13 protein-coding genes and 2 pseudogenes are annotated in these 16,281 nt (G+C 69.7%); 4 read left to right on the top strand and 11 right to left on the bottom strand.

Features of this window, described 5'->3' with window-relative positions:
* The first annotated feature begins 351 nt into the window (after window positions 1-351).
* Complete coding sequence (locus OGH68_RS03775; protein WP_264241876.1) at window positions 352-1,503, top strand: hypothetical protein; 1,152 nt, start codon at window positions 352-354, stop codon at window positions 1,501-1,503.
* Between the two features lie 33 nt (window positions 1,504-1,536).
* On the opposite strand, the gene OGH68_RS03770 is transcribed toward OGH68_RS03775, so the two are convergent.
* Together OGH68_RS03770 and OGH68_RS03765 are read right to left on the bottom strand one after the other, a co-directional pair.
* Window positions 1,537-2,052 (bottom strand): hypothetical protein, encoded by a 516-nt coding sequence (locus OGH68_RS03770; protein ID WP_264241875.1) that lies wholly within the window; start codon window positions 2,050-2,052, stop codon window positions 1,537-1,539.
* A gap of 311 nt (window positions 2,053-2,363) precedes the next feature.
* Window positions 2,364-3,761 (bottom strand): Mucin-2, encoded by a 1,398-nt coding sequence (locus OGH68_RS03765; protein WP_264241874.1) that lies wholly within the window; start codon window positions 3,759-3,761, stop codon window positions 2,364-2,366.
* Window positions 3,762-4,535: 774 nt separating this feature from the next.
* Here OGH68_RS03765 and OGH68_RS03760 point away from each other — a divergent pair.
* A complete protein-coding gene (locus tag OGH68_RS03760) occupies window positions 4,536-5,327 on the top strand; it encodes an IS5 family transposase (protein WP_264241873.1) in 792 nt (263 codons plus the stop codon).
* On the opposite strand, the gene OGH68_RS03755 is transcribed toward OGH68_RS03760, so the two are convergent.
* Window positions 5,284-5,820, bottom strand: a complete 537-nt coding sequence (locus tag OGH68_RS03755) for a hypothetical protein (protein ID WP_264241872.1) — start codon at window positions 5,818-5,820, stop codon at window positions 5,284-5,286. The genes OGH68_RS03760 and OGH68_RS03755 overlap by 44 nt on opposite strands.
* A 767-nt stretch (window positions 5,821-6,587) precedes the next feature.
* Complete coding sequence (locus OGH68_RS03750) at window positions 6,588-6,806, bottom strand: hypothetical protein (protein WP_264241871.1); 219 nt, start codon at window positions 6,804-6,806, stop codon at window positions 6,588-6,590.
* A 350-nt stretch (window positions 6,807-7,156) separates the two neighbouring features.
* Between OGH68_RS03750 and OGH68_RS03745 the strand changes: the two are divergent.
* A pseudogene (locus OGH68_RS03745) lies at window positions 7,157-7,480 on the top strand (hypothetical protein); the annotation flags it as partial.
* A gap of 14 nt (window positions 7,481-7,494) precedes the next feature.
* Here the strand turns inward: OGH68_RS03745 and OGH68_RS03740 are convergent.
* From OGH68_RS03740 to OGH68_RS03720, 5 genes and pseudogenes are all read right to left on the bottom strand, one after another.
* The gene (locus OGH68_RS03740; RefSeq protein ID WP_264241870.1) at window positions 7,495-8,154 is read right to left on the bottom strand and encodes a hypothetical protein; all 660 of its coding nucleotides are present in this window, start codon (window positions 8,152-8,154) and stop codon (window positions 7,495-7,497) included.
* Between the two features lie 74 nt (window positions 8,155-8,228).
* Window positions 8,229-10,319, bottom strand: coding sequence for a SpoIIE family protein phosphatase (locus OGH68_RS03735; protein WP_264241869.1), 2,091 nt, complete (start codon window positions 10,317-10,319; stop codon window positions 8,229-8,231).
* Window positions 10,320-10,865: 546 nt separating this feature from the next.
* A pseudogene (locus OGH68_RS03730) lies at window positions 10,866-11,097 on the bottom strand (FAD-dependent oxidoreductase); the annotation flags it as partial.
* Window positions 11,098-11,167: 70 nt separating this feature from the next.
* A complete protein-coding gene (locus OGH68_RS36335) occupies window positions 11,168-11,398 on the bottom strand; it encodes a hypothetical protein (RefSeq protein ID WP_413470928.1) in 231 nt (76 codons plus the stop codon).
* Window positions 11,399-11,722: 324 nt separating this feature from the next.
* Window positions 11,723-11,956, bottom strand: a complete 234-nt coding sequence (locus tag OGH68_RS03720; RefSeq protein ID WP_264241868.1) for a hypothetical protein — start codon at window positions 11,954-11,956, stop codon at window positions 11,723-11,725.
* Window positions 11,957-12,392: 436 nt separating this feature from the next.
* Between OGH68_RS03720 and OGH68_RS03715 the strand changes: the two genes are divergently transcribed.
* A complete protein-coding gene (locus OGH68_RS03715; RefSeq protein ID WP_264241867.1) occupies window positions 12,393-13,547 on the top strand; it encodes an aminotransferase class V-fold PLP-dependent enzyme in 1,155 nt (384 codons plus the stop codon).
* Between the two features lie 713 nt (window positions 13,548-14,260).
* Here the strand turns inward: OGH68_RS03715 and dgoD are convergent.
* A complete protein-coding gene (gene dgoD, locus OGH68_RS03710; RefSeq protein ID WP_264241866.1) occupies window positions 14,261-15,442 on the bottom strand; it encodes a galactonate dehydratase in 1,182 nt (393 codons plus the stop codon).
* Window positions 15,439-15,912, bottom strand: coding sequence for a hypothetical protein (locus OGH68_RS03705; RefSeq protein WP_264241865.1), 474 nt, complete (start codon window positions 15,910-15,912; stop codon window positions 15,439-15,441). Before OGH68_RS03705 ends, dgoD begins: the two co-directional genes overlap by 4 nt.
* Between the last annotated feature and the right edge of the window lie 369 nt (window positions 15,913-16,281).

Here is a 16,281-nt window from a genome sequence, read left to right as displayed (position 1 = left end):
ATCGCCGATGCCAGCGCCGGCTCGCTCGGGCCGTGCGCCACCACCACCGCAGGCCGACCCGGCCTGATGGCCACCGAGCCCGGCCACACGTATCCGTCGTCGACGCCTACACCGGCCGTCGACTACACAAAATGATCAATTTAGGTAACCCATATCCGTTATTCTCCCTGGAATAGCGGATAGCTGGACGGGGCATCGGGAGGGGACTTCGCGGACGACCGCATCGAGCCGGATGATGGGGGAAGCGGAGTAGAGAAGTCCGGATCGGCTGCCGAGCTTTGGGCCCGAGCCGCCGAGCTGGAGAGTCGGGTACCCCCCGCCTCCGCCGGCCCCCGGATCGACGACGAGCGGATGTTTCTGGAGAAGGCTGCCGCGCTGCGCGCCGAGGCCGACCGAGCCGAGCGCCCCGACGTTTCCCCTTGGGCGCCGAGGGAGGAAGCCCGCGGCGGCCAGGAGGAGCTGGAGGCCCCCGTCCCCTCCCCCCGCCGCGCGGCGGTCTCAATGCAGGAAGGCTCCTCCCTCGTCAAGGCGAAGGACTTCCACTTCCCCGCCCTCGCCAACGGTCTGGACTTCCTGCGCAGCGCCGTGGAGCTCCTCGCTCGCCAGGGCGGTCCCGAGCCGAGGGACCTCAAGTGCGCGGTGCTCCACCTGCACGCTGCGGCCGAGGTGCTGTTCAAGGCCCGGTTGGAGATGCATCAGCCGGCACTCGTCTGGGCGAACACGGGGAAGTTCGACGAGACAAAGCACAAGGCCGGCAAGTACAGGAGCTGCGGCGCCGAGAAGGCGATCGAGCGACTGAACGAGAACGTGGGTCTGGCCGTTGAAACCGTTCTCGACCCGGAGGATGAAGACCTTGTCGCTCTGGGGCAACTTCGCAACCGGCTGACCCACTTCGGTGGGAGCGACACCTTCGGCGCAGTCCAGGCCCGGACCCTGCCCGTCCTGACCCTGCTCATGTACTTCCTCCGCTTTGACGTCCTGCCGCACGTCGAGGATCCGGGCGAGGCGTGGACCGCCGAGCAGGAGATGGACGAGATCCGCGGCCATTTGCAGCACATCACGGCCTTCGTCGCACAGCGGAAGAGCGAGATCGCCGACCAGCTCAGAGGCCACGAGTACGTGACTGTCCCCTGCCGCTCCTGCGGCCTGTACGCGGTCGTGCTCGACGGCGGTGCGGTGGACCTGACGTGCCACTTCTGCTGGCAGAGTTACGGCTCCGGCGTGGAAGCGGCGTGGGAGTACATCGGCGAGAGCCGTCACATCACCATCAAGGACGGCGGCCAGGACTTCGACAGCTGCTCGGTGTGCGGCGACTCGGCGGTAGCTCCCGTTAATACCGCAGCGGCGCCCGACACGATTTCGTACATCTGCTTCAGCTGCGGAAGCGGCCACGCGGGCGTGTGCGACTACTGCCAGCAGGCCGGAGACCTCGCCTTCACCGTCGCGGACATGGGCGAAGACATGTGCGAGGACTGCTACGCGTACCGCCTCGCCAAGTTCTGACCCTGTGTGTGATACGCAGGTAAGATTTCGTCTTCAACTGTCGTCGGATCCACGAGGGACCCAGCCCGCTGGTGACCTTGCGTGTTCCCCTGGGGCGTATCGGCTCCAGGTCCCGCCGGTCTCGCTGCGGAGCCTGGTCGTGGTCTTGTCGTGGTAGCCGAGAGCGTCTGCGACGACGGGTGCGGGGAGTTCGAGGAGTTGCTGCCGGATGGCGGCCCCGCGGGCGGCGGCGATCGGGATTCCGACCTTGTTCAGGAGCGTGGACAGGTGGTTGGGGCCGAGCGGCTGGCCGCTTCGGCGGCCGGGGAAGAGCCAGCGGGATGCCGGGTTGGTGGCGGTGTTCATGTTGCCGCGGTTCGTGATGTGTTCCAGCAGCAGGGCGGCGACCGGCGCGGGAACGGGGGAGGGTGGCTCGCCGAGTCGTAGCAGCATGGTGTCGTCGTCGCGGATGACGTCGTCGATGGTGAGCCGGACGACGTGGCTCTGTCCACGTCTCGGAGCAGCGTTTGTCGAGCAGTTCGGGAGGCAGCGCCCGCGACGGTTGTTCATGACTTCGGGCAGCAGCTCGGTGGTGGCGGACAGGCCGCCGTTCTGCCGCCCGTCGGCGCCGCGGGCAAAAGCGCTGGCTACGGGCGTAGGTGGCAGCCGCCATCGCGCCGTTGCCGGGGTGCCCGCCAGCGCCGCCCGTTCTCGTCGACATCGAGATTCAGCCCTGGCGGATGCCTCCCGCAGTCGTGAGCAACTGCTGTCGTGAGTCGTCGATAAAGCCATCCAGGCCCGAGGGTGACGCCGACACGTCGAAGTCTTGGAACGAGGGCCTCTCCGGGAAGTGGCGCAGGCCGGCCGGTCCTGCACGGCGGTCAGGCGGGAACGCCGGCCCGGTTCAGGACGGCGGCCATCTCGTCTTCAGGGAGCGCCGGGTTGGCGCCCGCGCTGGAGGCCAGCTCGGGTATGTGGAGTGCCTCGCGGAGCCGGTGGAGCGGGAGGCGCGGGTCGCCGGCCGCCGCCTGGCGCGTCCAGACCTCGGGGTCATGGCTGAGCCGCTCGATCAGCGCGGGCGTAGCGGCCGGATCCCGAACAGCCAGTCGGCGGTAGTTCCCGTCCGGGTGGTCCGCGTAGCGGGTGGCGAGGCCCTCGCGGGGAAAGCGAGGGTGCGTCTCCGCCATCCAGGCGGAGAACGTCCCGCCGAGCCTCGCGAACACGCGCATCAGGACCTTCTCCGGGGTGTCGGGGTGGTGAATGCCCAGGAGGTTCTCCACCACCGGGTCCTCGACGCGTGCGAGCAGGCGCAGCAGGTCGGGCGGCAGGTGGGGGCTCCGGGCGGCGGCGCGCCGGAGCAGCGGGTGGGCGGAGGTTGCGGCTCGGCGCAGCACCTCGGGGTCGGTCAGCCCGTCCCGTACCCACTGCACGCCGTCGCCCCTGTCGAGGTCACCGGCCGTGAAGTCGATCGCCATGCGCCGTGCCTCGTCCAGCTCGGGCCTGAGGGAGACCGCGAGCCGTACGGCCTCGTCGGGGTCGACGGCGAGCCGCTCCACGAGATCGGCGGGCAACGACGGGTTCTCGGCAAGAGCCGCCAGGTGCGTCCCCTCGGCGACGCACCGCTCGGCGTCGGCGCGGACGAGGAGCCCTCGGCACAGCGCCTCGGCGGCGGACTTCGGATCCTGGAGCAGTTCGGCGGTGACGTGGGCGTCCCGTCGGCACTCCCGGTGTGCGGCGGCCCGCCGCACACCGGGATCAGGGTCGGCAAGCAGCGCCGACCGCTCACCCGGCGGCAGGATCTCCCATGCACGCACCGCTTCCTGGCGCGCTGCCGAGCTGTGATGAGTAGCCATTGAGGCCACGAACGACGACGCCAGATGGGGCGAGTCCAGCAGTGCCGTCCGGACAGAAGGGGCGGGGTCGTCGAGCAGGCGGACGCACACGGCGGCCGGGAGCGGCGCGACCTTCGTGCGGGGGCCGTAGACCTCGGGTCCGTACGCAAGAGCTGCCCGCACTTTGAAAGAAGGATCGTCCGCGAGCCGGGCCCGCTGTGCAGGCTCCGCCCTGGCACTCATGGCGAAATCGATCCGGACGCCCGGATCCGGGTGGGCCAGGATCACCACGACGGCCGACTCGGAAAGCCCGGCCCGCTGCAGCGCACGACGGGGCGGACGACGGTCACCGCCCCCGTCGAAGGCGAGCAGGCGCAGCAGCAGCGGTGTCGACAGCGCCGGATTACGGGCGACACCGTCCAGCGCGGACGCGTGGAACGCGACCATGATTCCCCTACCGCTGTGTCTCCGTCGGCTGGTTCACGACCATAGTGCCGCGCCCGGCAGCCCGGCGGCCCGTCTGGCGGGCCGGCAGGCCATCATGATCGGCCGGACAGTGCCTAGCTGATCCAGGATGCAGAGGACTCCCCGGGCAGCTGAACCTTTTCTATGCCTGTGGCCGCCCCTTTCCGGGGCGGCCACAGACCGACGGCAAGCAGCACGAGATCAGCGCGTGCCTCGGCCTCGTGGGAGGAGAAGGCGCAGTATGAGGAACGGCACCGCGACCTTCTGGAAGAGGAGTACTCCAGTTACGGCAAGACCGGCGGCCGCGGCAAGCCTATGGCGAGGGTCATGTCTCTCTCCTTCGTGATGAAGTGCTCGGCAATGCGGCTCCGGGCGACCGGGAAGGGTTCAGCGTGAGAGCAGCGACCGCCACCACGGCGCTGTGCGGTCTGGTGAGGGCGGTATGGCGTCCCTTTGCGCTGAGGGCGGCATGGTGTCGGGAAGCGGCTGAGTAGCTGTTGTCGTTCCGATCTTGAGGGGTGCGCGTCGAACGGGAGTCTCGATCGGGTGGTTGGCGCCGGCTGCGGGCATGAAGGCAGGGCCTCTTGGTAGCTCGGGGTTGCGAAGCCAACCGAGATCCAGGAGACCCTGTTGCCGCAGTTGTACGTGCTCGCGCCGGTGAAGTTCAACTCGGATGCACCGTCGTGTGATTGTGTCGCTCATCGGTTCGGGAATGCGGCCGATCACCCGGAACGTGTTCGGCGGTATCCCTCGGACATGACGGACGCGGAGTGGGCCGTGGTCCGGCCGTTGCTGCCGGTGCCGGGCTGGTTGCGCGGCCGGGGCGGGCAGCCGGAGGCGTACTGCCACCGGGCGATACTGGACGCTATCCGCTACCTGGTCGACAACGGCATCAAGTGGCGGGCGATGCCCGCCGACTTCCCGCCGTGGGACCGGGTCTACGCGTTTTTCCGCCGCTGGCGCGACCACGCCCTGGTCAAGGAGTTCCACGACCGGTTGCGCGCACGGATCCGCGAGAGGGACGGGCGGGATACGGAGCCGACGGCCGGCGTGATCGACTCGCAGTCCGTCAAGGCGGACGCGGTCGTCGGTGCGGACAGCCGCGGCTTCGACGGCGGCAAGCTGGTCAACGGGCGCAAGCGGCATGTCGTGGTCGACACGCTCGGTCCGCTGCTGGGCGTGATGGTCACCGCCGCAGACACCGGCGACCGCGCCGCCGCCCAGGTCCTGCTGCGGCAGGTGGCCGACGCACACCACCAGCTGGAGCTGGTCTGGGCCGACGGCGGCTACACCGGCAGCCTCGTCGAGCACTGCCTCACCGTGCTCGCGCTGGTCCTGGCGATCGTCAGACGCAGCGACGACATGCGCGGCTTCGTGGTGCTGCCCAAGCGGTGGATCGTCGAGCGCCTCTTCGCCCACCTGATGCGCACCCGCCGTCTGGTGCGCGACTTCGAGCGCCGCACCACCAGCGCCGAAGCGATGGTCTACTGGTCGATGATCCTGCTCATGACGCGCCGCCTTGCCCGGCCGGGCCCTGGGCGAGGGTGAACTGGCCCGGCTGCCGCTCGGCCAGCCAGCCTCGCGCGACCAGGCGTTTCGCCTTCGACCGCAGTGCCTCCACCTTGGCCGGCACTGCGTCCAGGCCGAACATCACGGCCAACTCCTGGCAGGTCAGCGGCCCTTGATGGAGCCGGGCCCGGTCCGCGAGGGTCTCGATAATGCGCTGACAGTCCACCGACAGCACCGACCAGGACAGCCCCTCACGCCACACCGGCACCTGCGACTTCGGCTTCGCCGCCTGCCTGGGCGCCGAGCGTGCGTCCACGTCCCGTGGGCCGGGGGCAGCCTTCTCACCAGCGATGTTGCCGCCGTCCGGAGCCAGGACCGTGTCCACTCGCCTGCGGGCGATCGCCCACTCCTGCCATTCCTCCTCGGCGGCGGCCAGCTCGGCCTGGATGCGATCGGCTTCCTCACGCAACCCGTCGACTCGACGGCGAGCGGCGAGCTCGTGCTGTTCCAGCAGTCCGACGACCGACGGCATCCGCAACCTCCTGGGGAGCGACGACACGACACGCCACCACTCCCACCGAATCACCGACCCTATGCCTGACCAGCGAAAATGCCACCCTCAGATTCGGAACAACAACAGCCACTTAGATCGAAGAGTGAGCGATCGCAGGGGAGACGTGCCATCGCAGGATTGGTTCGTGCGGGCGCGAGTACGCACGCGTGCAGAGCATCGGAGCTTCTCCATGCGTTCCTTGGAGTTGAGGATCTTTGAGCCTGGTGAAGAGCTGGAGATGGTGCAGCGGGGGCGGGCGGGGCAGCGAGCCGAGACGGGTACGTGGGCGACGAGTCAGGATCTTGATGTCGCTTACGTCGTCCCCGCAGGCAAGGTGGAAGTCCTTGAAGTGCTGGAGGGCGGGTTCCCGCCATCCGATTTCGGGCGCGGCGATTCTACGCCGCCCTCAAACAACGGACGCGACGGCGCGGCTGGCTACCTTCAGTCCTGTGGCGCCCGCCCGAACTCGATGGGCGCAGGTCCGGGCCGACGACGCCGCGATCAATTCCTTCGCGACAGCCCTGCCCAGTTACTGGGTCAGCCGCGCGGCGCAGGGATCCCTGAGCTGCGGGCGTACCGGGCTCGGGCCGTCGACGCAGGGCGAGCCCCTGGGTCAGCCACCGGTCGGCAACGTGACACAGGCGATGCGCATCGCCCCGTCCAGCACGTGGACGGGGCCGCTCACTGCGGCGGGCTGAGAAGTTGCACCGGATGGATGGTCAACCCGCCCGCACGGACGTAGCGAATCACCGAACGAGACGGCTCGCCATGGCGGTCGCACCGGCCAGCGCTCCCAAGACGGCCGCGCCGACACCCAGGGGCCCAGCCAGCGAGGGATGGACACGGGCGACGTAGACCGCGGCTCCTGTGATCATGAGCCCCATCACCAACCCGAGCAGCAGCACAGCAGTACGCAGCTTCCGGTCCCCGCGGTCCTGGCGCGGCGCGTCCGCATTCGTGGTCATGACGTATCGGTTCCTTCGTAAATCAGGCGTGCAACGGCCGCTGCCCGTATCGGGCGCTGCTAGGTACACGCGCGGATCGATGTTCTCCAGCCAGGGGGCGCCGTAACGGCGTTGGAACGCCGTTCGTTGCCGCTTCAGCTATTTGAGACGACGGGCGGCGCGCTGACCGGACGAAGGTGGGGGGTCTCCAAAACCGGTCCGTAGTCGAGCCCAGCGCCGGTAGCGTCGTGTCCTTTTGACGGCGACTGGTCGCAAGCCCGAACCTCAGGACATAGGCAGGCGCGTTGGCCCGCGTCCGCCGACACTCGGCCGACACCACCTCGGTGCCGGCCTTCGATGTGTTTCAGCCCCCGGCGCACGTCCCGCACCGCGGATCGGTGCGCGGCTGGCGGCACGGCGTCTGGCGGGACGGCGCGTACATCGCGGCGTACGGCAAGGGCGGCGGCAAGGGCACCGTCACCGAGATGCAGGCAGCCATGGACATCCACTGGACCGACGTCCACGAAGAGCTGACCGAGGCCATCCCGCCGGCGTACACGCAGTACATCGGGCGGGAGTTCCAGCGGGGCGGCTGGGGCGCCGTCCACCGCGGCGAGCCCAACACCAAGCCCATCCCGCGGTGCAAGCGCCCGTACCTGAAGCACAACCCCAAGGGGCACCTGGTCCTGGTGTGACCGGCTCACCCCCCTCACCACCCGCGACCGGCGGGCGGGCCGGAAATCCTGAACCGTCCGCCGACGCGGCCACAGTGCCCAGCCCCCGCGTCGCCACGTAGCGGCGGCGCCCGCTCGGCCCCATGGGCCGACAGAGAGCACGGCGCGCAGGAGTGACTGCGCGCGGCCCCGGCCTCGCGCGTCCGGCCGTGGCCGTGGCCGTGGCCATGGCGGCCGTCGCCGAGGAGGTGGAGCGGCTCGGCCGCATCGCCAGGAATCTGCCGCTCTTCCCGATCGCGCAGAAGCTCTGCCACCGGCTCCTGGAACATAAGGACGGTCTCGTACTCGGCGACGAGGCGTACTGGTGGCTCGACGACATCGCCGAGGTCGTCGACGATCGGAGGACGGACCTGGAGAAGGCCAACCTCGTGGACCTGCTGGTCAAGTTCGTCCGCGAGATCCACAAGGAGGGGCGGGAGCGGAACCGCCCCACCACGACGACCGGCGAGGCCCGCCGGGCCCTGGCGGCGGCCACCGAGTTCGTCCACCGCGCGCGGCCGACGATCCCGCGCCAGATACCACGTTCCAAACTGGGACCACAGCACGACGGACACGTCGGCGTACCAGAGGCGGCCGCCCTGCCGAATCAGGTCCGGCTGCATTTCGTCACCGCAGAGCGGGCATTTCGTCACCACTCCTCCCATGGTGGTGGCGGCCCGCTTCGCGCCGCACCTGCTGACGGCGGACCCGGATGCCGGCATGCGCGGTGTCACACGATGAGGCCCTGGCTGGGCCGCGGAGCGCGGTGGACCTGGGCCAGGACGATCACCGCGTCGTCCATCGGCATATCGGGCAGCATGCTCGCGAGAATGCGGTCCGTCGTTGCCTCCAGTGACCCGGTCGCGCCGCGCAGATGGCCGCGGAGCGCCTCCATGCGTTCCTCGATGTCGTGGCCGCGGGCCTCGACCAGGCCGTCGGTGTACAGGACCAGGGTGGCGCCCTCGGCGAGTTCGATCTCGGCCGTACGGAAGGGGAAGCCGCCGACTCCCAGCGGGATGCCCAGCACGTCGTCGAAGGTCACCACCGTGCCGTCCGGATTGCGCACCAGCAGCGGCGGATGGCCAGCACTGGCCATGCGGGCGCGGCCGGTCGCCGGGTCGTAGAGGAGGTAGAGGCACGTCGCCAGTTCGATGCCGGCCTCCTGGGCGCAGGTGTCGAGCTCCGTGAGGACGTCACCGGGTTCCAGGGTGTGGCGGGCCACGGCTTTGGCGGTGATGCGCAGCCGGCCCATCGCCGCCGCGGCCCGGACCCCGTGTCCCATCACATCACCCACGACGAGCGCCACCCGGTCGCCTGGCAGGGTGATCACGTCGTACCAGTCGCCGCCGACCTCCGTGACCTGGCTCGCGGGCAGATACCGGTGGGCGATGTCGACGTGGGGGCTGCTCCCGAGGGCGGTGGGGAGCAGCGCACTTTGCAAGGTGAGGGCGATGCGCCGGACACGGCTGTAGAGGCGGGCGTTGTCCAGGCACAGCGCGGCGCGCGAGGCCAGCTCTCCGGCGAGGCTGATGTCCTGCTCGTCGAAGGCCGGGCGTGCGGCGGACCGGCCGAACATCGTGAGCCCCTGCACCGTCCCCCGCGCGATGAGGGGGGCGATGAGCAGGCAGGTCAGTCCGCTGTCGATCAGCAACTGTGCGCGGGCCGGGTGAATGACGGTCCGCGACATGAACTCGTCGTTCACGGGAACGGCGACGGGCCGGCCGGTCTGCATCATGCCGTGGATGGTGGATCCGGGCGGGTAGACCACGCTCTCGAGTCCGCCCACGAGCTCCGCCGCGGGCGGCGGCAGGGTGGTTCCGGCCGCGATCCGGCGGGTGACCAGCGGCAGCCGCGGGTCGAAGACCTCCGGCTCGTCCATCCAGTCCACGACCTCCACGACGGACGCGTCGGAGAAGTCGGGGACCGCGGCTTCGACGAGTTCACGGGCGGTGACCTTCACGTCCAGGGTGGTGCCGATACTGGCGGCGGCCCGGTCGAGCAGGGCCAGTCGCCGGCGCCCTGCGGTCGCCTCGACGATGGCCTGCTCGCGTTCGGTCACGTCGACCAGCAGGCCGCCCACTCCGCGGCGTGTGTCGCCCGCCCCGCTGAGGGGGAACAGGCTCACCGACCGGACCTGGTCCTGGTCCGGGCGGTCCGGCGTGCGCAGCCCTACGAGGGCGCCGACGACCGGACGGCCTTCGTCGGCGACGGAGCGCAGCATGCGCCCGTACGCGCCTCCGTCGGAGGTGACCATGAGCTCGTCCATGCGCCGCCCGATGTGATCCTCGATCGGCAGTCCGTCCATGTCGGCGAGGGCCTGGTTGAGGTGGACGTAGCGCAGGTCCTCGTCGAGCATCACCAGGCCGATGGGGCAGGTCTCGAAGAGGGCGTCGAGGAACGTCAGGTTGGTCTTCACCCGGTCCAGTTCGTTGCCGCTGCTCGCGAGCCCCATGATCACGGACCGGCCGTCCTCCCCGGTCAGGGGGAAGACGCGGAATCCGCAGTCGAAGACCGAGCCGTCCGCGTGCACCGCCGGCATCCGGACCCGCCAGTAGCCCAGGGTGCGGCCGCGTTCCGCCAGCCGTACGGCCGCGCCGGGTCCGCCGCCCGTCTCCCGTGGGAAAAGCAGCGCGGCGGGCCGGGACAGCACCGCCGCGGAGTCATGGCCGAAGAGGCGCTGTGCACCGGGTCCCCAGTAGCAGATCCGGCCGCCCTCGTCGATGCCGAACACGGCCACCGAGACGTGCTCCAGCAGGGTTCCCGGCTCCGAGCGCAGCGAGCTGGACGGCTGACCTCGCCCTGGCCTGTCCGCTGGCACCATGGGCCCCCTTTCAGGCACGGCACACGGGGCCGAGTACGCCCGCCCCAAGGCGCCTGGGCCTCAGCTGCAATTCTGCCCGCCCTCTGCTGTTCGGACATCACGACGGAACCGGGCGCGGGCGGCCCGGCGATCCGCCGATCACGAGACGTCGGCCGCGTACCCACCAGGAACGCACGGCGGGGGCGGGGCGCGCCGACCGGCGGCGGCCGGGGTGTGGCCCGCTTTGCGGGCAGCACCCCTTGCTGCGTGCCGGGCGCTCCGCTCCGCTGCGCTGCGGCCCGGACCGAGCGCTGCGCGCTCTCACGCACCCAGGGCGACAGCCACCGCCTCGCCGAAGCCACCACCGGCCGAGGCGTCGTCCGCTCGGCTGACCCCGCAATCGGGGAGATCAACTGTCCACCGGGGACACTCGCTGTCCGCCAGTGGGGAGATCAACTGTCCGTCCCCGGGGGACTCCTACTGTTCCTTGACATTTGTGCACCGTTTCTCCAGGTCGGAGCCGCGTGAGTCGACGGTTGCGTATATGCGGGGGTTGATATCTCCGTTACCGAACCAGTCGAACTCGTGGTACTCCCGGGCTCCCCGTGCCAGCAGGTCCGCGTAGACATCAGGGGCCTCGGTGCGCAGCACGGTGAGCACGGGTGCGAGAAACGAGTGGGGCTGGATGACCTGGGATTCGGGGCCTGTCCCAGTGGAAGAAGTCCCGGTCCAGGTCCGCTCCGGCCTGCCGCGCGTCCTGCTCGAACAACGTGACCGTATGGCCCCGCCGGCCAAGCATGAGCGCCGTCCCCAGCCCGCTGATACCCCCACCACTGATCTCCCCTTCGCGTCGTGGTTGCGGAATGCGCCTACTGCTTGACGATGTCCAGTCCGGAACCATCGTTGTCCGTCGCGGTGGCGGAGCACGGCGGCGGCCGGTGCCAGGTCGAGCCGCTGTCCATCTCCAGCCGGAAGGGGCCGTACGGGTTGACATTGGACCAGAACAACGCGGTCAGCCCGCGCCGGTCCTCCTCGGTGAGCTTCATTGCCCACGGTGGTTCGGCCAGCACCTGCTGCAGCAGCAGCGTGTTGACGTGCACGAGTGCCGGACTGCAGCAGGTGCAGCGCGAGAAGCGAGCCAGCGGGGCGCGGAGCGTCCCCGTCGACCGGCTACCGGGCGCCCGGCACGCAGCGAGGTGGGGCGGGGAGCGCAGCGGCCCGCCCCACCGGGCGGCGCGGACGGCGCAGCGCCCCGCCCCCCGAGGAAAAGAGGATTGCGCTGGGCCCATGGTGCTGCGCGCGGCCGACCGCTGCGCCCAGCCCGCAGGCCTTCCGCGGGCGCCGGCGGCCCCGGCAAGACTCCGGCCGGCCAGCAGGGAATGCGCCGTCACCTTCTTCCCCGCGATGTAGGGATGCCCGCCTGGTCAGCGAGCAGCTGCACATCCTTGGTCCCCCCCGCCCTTCTTGTGGTCGCCGCGCTTGGTGGCGAGAGCCCTGTTGGCGAGGTTGCCCTTCACGGTGAGGGCCCGGAAGACCGGCCGGCCCAGACTGTCCGCGCCGAGGTGCCCCAGCACCGCGAACCAGGCCGGCGCGCGGGCAACGGGGTTGATGCTGGTGAGCTCGCCTATCCAACTGTCGCCAGTTCTTCGAGGGTCCACCCGGGTTGGTGACCGTGTGTGGTCGCCGAGGCCTATTGAAGTCGAATTCCTCTGGCTTTGGCACTGCTGCAGATGTCAGCGCGACATGGCACGACGCCCTACCAATGAAGGGGAAGGACGGCGTGCGTCTCAGACAAGATGGCTGGTCTCTTCGGGTGGTCTCTGCTATGCGGCTTCTCGATAGAGACCGTTTGGGTGACGGTGCTGCCGGCGCCCGCGGCCACTTTGCGTAACCTCGTTAGCAGAAGGGCACCGACAGCTATTCCGCCACCGCTCCGCCGGTCGCGGTGCAAAGGGGTGCTGGATGTCGATGACGAGTCGGCGCGGTCTGCTGGCGAGATCTGCGGGAGCGGTGGCGGTCACTCTCGTGCCCAGCTCCGGCGCGGCAAGGGTGAAAACACCACGGGAGCGGCCGGTCGCTAGGGTCGACGGGCGCGTGGACTGGGACGCCTTGCGGGCGCAGTTTCGACTGGAGCCGGGATGGGTGAACCTCGCGTTGTTCTACCTGGCCTCGCATCCGAAGGTGGTGCGGGATGCGGTGGATCATCTGAGGGCACAGGTCGACGCCAATCCTCTCTCGGTGCCCACGGGGCTGACGCTGCCCGATGGTCCTACCGGATGGCCCCGGGTACGCCAGGCGCTCGCGGCCTATATAGGAGGCCGGGCCGAGGACATCGCGATGACGGCGAGCACGAGCATCGGGCTGGGCGTCTTCTACAACGGCGTCGTGACCCGTCCGGGACAGGAGTTCCTGTTGACCGAGCACGACCACATCTCCCAGCGCACCGCCGCCCGACTGGCCGCGGAAAAGCATGGCAACACGCTACGGCTGGGCTCCTGGTTCGCCGATCCCGCCACCGCGACGGCGGACGGCATCGCGGCGGCAGTCGGTGAGGCGATCCGCCCGAACACCAGAGTCGTCGGGATCACCTGGGTGCAGTCGAGCACGGGGCTTCGGATGCCGGTGCGTGCGGTGGCCGAGGTGGTGCGCCGAGCCAATGAAGGCCGCAGCCCTGCCGACCGGTGCCTGCTGGTCGTCGACGGCGTGCACGGGCTGGCGGCGATCGACGAGGATGCTGCCAGCCTGGGCGCGGACGTGGTGATCGCCGGAACGCACAAATGGTTGTTCGGTCCCAGGGGAACAGGGCTGGTCTGGGTGGCGCCGGACGTCCTCGACCAGCTGCGGCCCACGTTCGTGAGCTTCATCAGGGGCGGGGGAGCAACGCCCTTGTCGCCCGGCGGGTTTCTGGCGTTCGAGTATGCCTTCGCCCTGCCGGCGGCGGTAGCGCTGCATGAGCAGCTGGGCCGAGCACGCGTCGCCGCCCGCATCACACAGCTGTCGACGCGGGTGAAGCAAGGACTGAGCCGCGTCCCCGGGGTCACCGTGCACACCCCTGCCGACCCGGAACTGTCTGCGGGCATCACCTGTTTCAGCGTGGCCGGACACACCCATCAGCAGGTCGTCGACCACGCCGCCACCCACCGCGTGCGGCTGTCCACCTCGACCTACACCCGCATCGGCACCGCCGTCATCAACACTCCAGCAGAGATCGACACCGCACTCAACAGCCTGGCTGACCTCACCCGCTGAAACCGATCTCGGACGCCGTCGCCTTGCCGCCTTCAGGGAAGTCAGGCGACACGCCCCCGTAAACCGGGCCATGCCCTGCGGCTGAGAGACAGCTACTTGAAGGAAGCGGAAGACCTGCCGGGGGAATCAGAAGAGCATTCCAACTGCGAGACGAAGGCCCACTCCTTGTGGTCGTGTTCTGGAACTCCGAGGCAGAGGTCCTTCCTCTCCATGGAGGTCGACCTCAAGACGGAACTGCTCGGCCTCGTGCAGCTCTTGCGTACCGCAGTACCCGATGGTCACCGCCCCCCGTCCTGTATCGATGCGCGTAAACTCCCAGGCAGCGCCTGGTGGCCTGCTTCGACTACGGGAGCCTTCCTGCGGCAAGCTCGTGGACGTGAGCGACTTGAAGGCCTACCGGTTGGGGGCCGACGAGTACTTCGTCGCCTCTGTCCGCTGGCAGATCGGCGAAAAGGGTCCGGCTGTCGTAGTGGACCCGTGTTCAGCGGTATCTCCTCGGTCCGTGACCCGGCTGGCGCGTGGTCAGCCGCGAGGCCACCGCCGAACCGCGCCAGAAGTCGGCTGCCGACGGGGCGAGCACCTGGTACCGCCGTCCGGGACGTTGCCTGATCGGCCCGAGTTGCCGGTGTGCCGGTGGCTTGGGGTTTGCCGGGGGAGTGCGGCATTGCCGTTCTGCCATGGAGGTGTGGCGGCCTGCTCGGTGGGGGGTGTGGTTACCATTCGGCGCGTCCGCCGTCGGTGTGGCGCAGCGTGGGCGAGCGCCATTGGTGACCGGTTTGAGCGGCGTAGCGTACTGCCTCCTCGTCTACTTCGATGCCGAGGCCCGGTCCGGTGGGGCGTGGTACGTAGCCGTCGCTGAAGCGGAAGACGGATGGGTCGACGAGGTAGTCCAGCAGTTCGTTGCCGTCGTTGTCGTCGATGCCCAGTTCCTGTTCCTGGATGAGGAAGTTGGGGACTGCGAAGTCGATCTGGACGCTGGCGGCGAGTGCGATGGGTCCGAGCGGGCAGTGCGGGGCCGGGGTGACGTCGTGGGTTTCGGCGAGGGCGGCGATGCGGCGTACCTCGGAGATGCCTCCGGCGTGGGAGAGGTCGGGCTGGGCGACGGCGATGCCGGTGGGCAGCAGGTCGCGGAAGTCCCAGCGGGAGTAGAGGCGTTCGCCGGCCGCGATGGGGATCGAGGTAGACTCGACGACCTGGCGCAGGTCGCGGGAGAATTCCGGCAGCACCGGCTCTTCTACGAACAGGGGCAGCAGGGGTTCCAGCAGCGGCAGTACTCTGCGGGTCGCGGCGGTGGTGAGGCGGCCGTGGAAGTCCAGTGCGATGTCGATGCCGTCGCCGACTGCCTCGCGCAATGTGGAGAGGCGGTTCACCAGGGCGTGTACTTCGGCGGCGTCGGGGATGGGCGACAGAGCGCCGGAGGCGTTGCATTTCACGGCGGTAAAGCCGGCCTCGACCTTGGCCAGCGCGTCTTCGGCGAGGTCCTGCGGGGTGTCGCCGTCGATCCAGGTGTAGACGCGGACGCGGTCGCGGACTGGCCCGCCGAGCAGCTCGTGCACGGGGACGCCGTGGTAGCGGCCCTTGATGTCCCACAGCGCCTGGTCGATGCCGGCGAGGGCGCTGGAGAGTACGGGTCCCCCGCGGTAGAAGCCGCTCTTGGCCAGCACCTGCCAGTGCTCCTCGGTGCGCAGCGGGTCGGCTGCGATCAGGTGCTCGAGGAGCGTGGTGACCGCTGCCTGGACGGCCTCGGCACGGCCTTCGACGATCGGTTCGCCCCAGCCGCTGATGCCTTCGTCGGTGTCGACGCGCAGGAAGAGCCAGCGGGGTCGGACGAGGAACGTCTCGAAGCCGGTGATTTTCATAGGGGTTCTCCTGGGAGTTCCAGCCCGTCGGTTCATGGTGGGCATGGCCTTGGGGGCGCCCGGCGCATGGCCTGGGGTACGCCAAGGCTGCGGGGGAGTAGGAGGGCGGGCAGGACGAGGACGGTCATCCGGGCGGGGGACAGCCGCTCCTGGCTGCGCGGCACCAGCCGGGTCGTGCTGGTCATGGACGGGTGCAGTGCGCCCGCGCCGAGCAGGAGATAGGCCACCGAGGGGACCGGCACCAACGTGCCCGCGGCCTGAAAGGCGCCGAAGATGGCGTCCGCCGCCGTGAACAGCACCATGCCGGCGGCGAACAGATACCAGGATCGGCTCGGGCGTGGCCGGTGCCAGCGGATGCCGACCAGGACCGCGACGGTGGCGCAGGCCGCCAGAACGAGGGAAAGCAGGTGACGCACGGGCGCGGCGACGATGAGGTAGACGATGATCACCACAGCGCCGGCCGCCAGAAACCACCACCAGGCGTGCCTGCTCTGCGCCTCCTGCATGACTCCTCCGCGGCCACAACCGGTGGTCCTGGCCGGGCCGGCGGTCGGATGGCGCACAGAAGCTGCCTGCGCACTCCAACGAAAAACGGCCCGGGAAAGATCGCAACCGCACGCCCCGGCCGCAACACCGGGCTGGACGGCTGCCGATGGCCCCTTCACGGGCTGTCCGTCGAGGCGGAGGCCAGGGCGTGCCATCGGTCCTGAGCCAGCAGCGGCTCGGCGGCCGCTTTGGTGCCGTAGCAGTCCTCGTCGCGCCACCACTTCCTTGTTCTCGCAACCGAGGGTAACCCTGGTGGGTGGCCTGGGGTGGCCGGCGGTCGTCGCGACACGCAGGATGAACAGCGTGGCCTGGGGACGTGGCCTGGCCCG

The sequence above is a fragment of the Streptomyces peucetius genome (assembly GCF_025854275.1).
Taxonomy (GTDB): Bacteria; Actinomycetota; Actinomycetes; order Streptomycetales; family Streptomycetaceae; genus Streptomyces; species Streptomyces peucetius_A.
Note: the sequence above shows the minus strand (reverse complement) of the source record. Positions and strands in the feature narration are given on the sequence as shown.

Coding starts and splice junctions, on each gene's coding strand:
- OGH68_RS03775 (WP_264241876.1), top strand. CDS start 352: ATGTTTCTGGAGAAGGCTGCCGCGCTGCGCGCCGAGGCCGACCGAGCC.
- OGH68_RS03770 (WP_264241875.1), bottom strand. CDS start 2,052: ATGAACAACCGTCGCGGGCGCTGCCTCCCGAACTGCTCGACAAACGCT.
- OGH68_RS03765 (WP_264241874.1), bottom strand. CDS start 3,761: ATGGTCGCGTTCCACGCGTCCGCGCTGGACGGTGTCGCCCGTAATCCG.
- OGH68_RS03760 (WP_264241873.1), top strand. CDS start 4,536: ATGACGGACGCGGAGTGGGCCGTGGTCCGGCCGTTGCTGCCGGTGCCG.
- OGH68_RS03755 (WP_264241872.1), bottom strand. CDS start 5,820: ATGCCGTCGGTCGTCGGACTGCTGGAACAGCACGAGCTCGCCGCTCGC.
- OGH68_RS03750 (WP_264241871.1), bottom strand. CDS start 6,806: ATGACCACGAATGCGGACGCGCCGCGCCAGGACCGCGGGGACCGGAAG.
- OGH68_RS03735 (WP_264241869.1), bottom strand. CDS start 10,319: ATGGTGCCAGCGGACAGGCCAGGGCGAGGTCAGCCGTCCAGCTCGCTG.
- dgoD (WP_264241866.1), bottom strand. CDS start 15,442: ATGAACCGACGGGCTGGAACTCCCAGGAGAACCCCTATGAAAATCACC.
- OGH68_RS03705 (WP_264241865.1), bottom strand. CDS start 15,912: ATGCAGGAGGCGCAGAGCAGGCACGCCTGGTGGTGGTTTCTGGCGGCC.